General features: G+C 74.5%; 3 protein-coding genes. 1 reads left to right on the top strand and 2 read right to left on the bottom strand.

What is annotated here, in order from left to right:
• Positions 1–26: 26 nt before the first annotated feature.
• Together AB0J52_RS37070 and AB0J52_RS37065 are read right to left on the bottom strand one after the other, a co-directional pair.
• Complete coding sequence (locus tag AB0J52_RS37070) at positions 27–1,379, bottom strand: FAD-dependent oxidoreductase (protein ID WP_500187593.1); 1,353 nt, start codon at positions 1,377–1,379, stop codon at positions 27–29.
• Positions 1,369–1,797 carry an SgcJ/EcaC family oxidoreductase gene (locus AB0J52_RS37065; RefSeq protein ID WP_500187592.1) on the bottom strand — a complete coding sequence of 143 codons (429 nt, stop codon included), beginning with the start codon at positions 1,795–1,797 and terminating at the stop codon, positions 1,369–1,371. Before AB0J52_RS37065 ends, AB0J52_RS37070 begins: the two co-directional genes overlap by 11 nt.
• Before the next feature lie 195 nt (positions 1,798–1,992).
• Here AB0J52_RS37065 and AB0J52_RS37060 point away from each other — a divergent pair.
• Positions 1,993–2,244 (top strand): acyl-CoA dehydrogenase family protein (locus AB0J52_RS37060; RefSeq protein ID WP_500187591.1); only part of this gene is annotated, 252 nt, incomplete at its 3' end.

Raw genomic sequence — 2,244 nt, 5'->3', positions numbered from 1 at the left:
GATGGAGGCCCCCGGCCGCGGGGCGGTCAGGCCGCCGGGGCGGGCGCGGGCGGGGTGCCGTTCTTGAGCACGCGGTAGATCATCTCCGGGCTCATCAGGGCGGGCGCGGGGTCGACCAGTCCGGCCACCCGCATGAACGCGCGGGTCACCGCGGGGTCGCGGGTCATCGCGGACTGGAGCAGCCCCATGTAGGCGTTCATCATCTCCACCTCGGGCGGACGCACGCCCTCGACCTGCGGGAACGCCAGGTCCCCGCCGGCCGAGATCTGCCACGGCGCCTCGACCACGCCGGCCACGTCCTTCAGGAACGGCAGCGGTTCGGGGACGCCGCGCTCCAGGTGGGCGCGCAGGGTGAGCGCCTCCAGCGCGGCCACCGTCATGCCCTGGCCGTAGACGGGGTTGAAGCTGCAGAACGCGTCGCCCATGACCAGCAGCCGGTCCGGGAACCGCTCCAGCTGCTCGTAGTGGCGGCGGACGCTGGCCGGGTAGGTGAACGACACCGGGTCGTCCAGCGGCTCGGCGTCCTTGATCACGTCGAGCACGTCCGGCACCGCCAGCGACCCGGCCCAGGCGAGGAAGCCGTCCGGGTCGGTGGGCGCGGCGTCGCCGAGCACGCCGGTGAGCGACACGATGCAGCGCCCGCCGTCGATCCGGGAGAAGAACGCGCCGCGCGGGTGCGACGGCGTGGACACCGGGTTGATGGACAGGTCGCCGTTCAGGATCGACTCGTCCCGCAGCCGGTAGTGCCGCGTGGTGTAGGTGAGGTCGATCTTGATCCGCTGCTCGGGCGGCCGGGAGTAGCCGTGCTCGGCCAGCCAGGCGGGCGTCCGGGAGCCGCGCCCGGTGGCGTCCACGACCAGGTCGGCCGGGACGTCGCGGGGCGCGGAGCCGTCCGCGCGGCCCTGGACGCGGACGCCGGTGACCCGCGCGTCGCCGTCCTCGGTGAGCAGTTCGAGGATGTCGGTCTCCTCGGCGAACGCGACGTTCTTCCACTCGGCGACCGACGCGCGCACCAGGCTCTCCAGGACGGGCCGGTCCGCGGACACGCAGATCAGCCCGGTCGACGCCGGCCGGGTGCGCCGCCCGTTGAAGTACCAGCGCAGCTCGCCGAGGTCGCCGGTCGGCACCCCCGCCTCGATCGCGCGCTCGGTGAAGCCGGGGAACAGCTCGTCCAGGATCTGCTGCCCGCGGGCGAGCAGGCCGTGCACGTGCCGGCCCTGCGGGACGCCGCGCCGGGCCGTGGTGACCCCGGTCAGCCGGTCCCGGTCGACGATCAGCACCTCGGCGTACGCCTCGGCCAGCACGCGGGCCGCGAGCAGCCCCGCCATGCTGCCGCCGAGCACGACCGCCCGCTCGCCCACGCGGCCCTCAGCGCGCATCACGCGGGCTGTTCTGGTAGGCGGCGAGCCGCCAGCCGCCGTCGGTCCGGACGGTGAGCCAGGAGGCGCGGATCGCGTCCTCGTCGGCCAGCTCGCTGCGGCCGGCCGCGATCACGCCGCCCTCGGTGATGAGCAGCGCGACGTCCGGGGCGAGGAACCGCACGTTGACCGGCGCGCCGGTCACCCGGGTCCCCTTGTAGGGGCCGGCGAAGGCGTTCCGCATGAACGCGGCGATCTCGTCGCGGCCGGAGACGAACACGCCGGGCAGCACCAGCGTGCCGTCCGCGGTGAACAGCTCGCCGAAGCCGTCGGCGTCGTGCGCGGCCCAGACCTCGACCAGCCGGGCGGGCAGCCCGGCGACGGCCTTCTGGTCGGCGGGGGAGGGGCGGGACCTGGTGGCGGACGGACTCTCTGACACTTCGACTCCCTCATTCTGCGCCATTATCGGCGGCCATTGCCGTGCGATTTCCCAAACTCCCATCCAGGTCCGCGCCGGACAATATCCGGGATTGCGGGGCGGTGTCCCCGAAAGGCAATCCAGCGGATGCGGGTCAGCCCGTCCGGCGCGCAGGATTCGGAACGGACCACGCCGTTTTCTTCGAAGGAGGACAGGGTGACGATCGCACCTTCGACCGACCACGCGACGGGCGCGGCCGGCCCCGCCGCGCGCGCCGACCTGGTCGCCGCCGCGGCCGCGCTGGCGCCGGCGCTCGCGGACCGCGCGGCCTGGAACGACGAGCACCGGCGGCTGCACGACGACACCGTGCGGGCCCTGTCCGAGGCCGGGTTCTTCCGGCTGCGGCTGCCCGCCCGGTACGGCGGCCTGGAGGCCGACGCCCGCACCGTCGTGGACGTGCTCGCCGAG

It is taken from the genome of Spirillospora sp. NPDC049652, from assembly GCF_040675125.1.
Classification (GTDB): domain Bacteria; phylum Actinomycetota; class Actinomycetes; order Streptosporangiales; family Streptosporangiaceae; genus Spirillospora.
The sequence above is the reverse complement of the archived record's forward strand: the minus strand, read 5'-3'. Positions and strand labels throughout refer to the sequence as shown.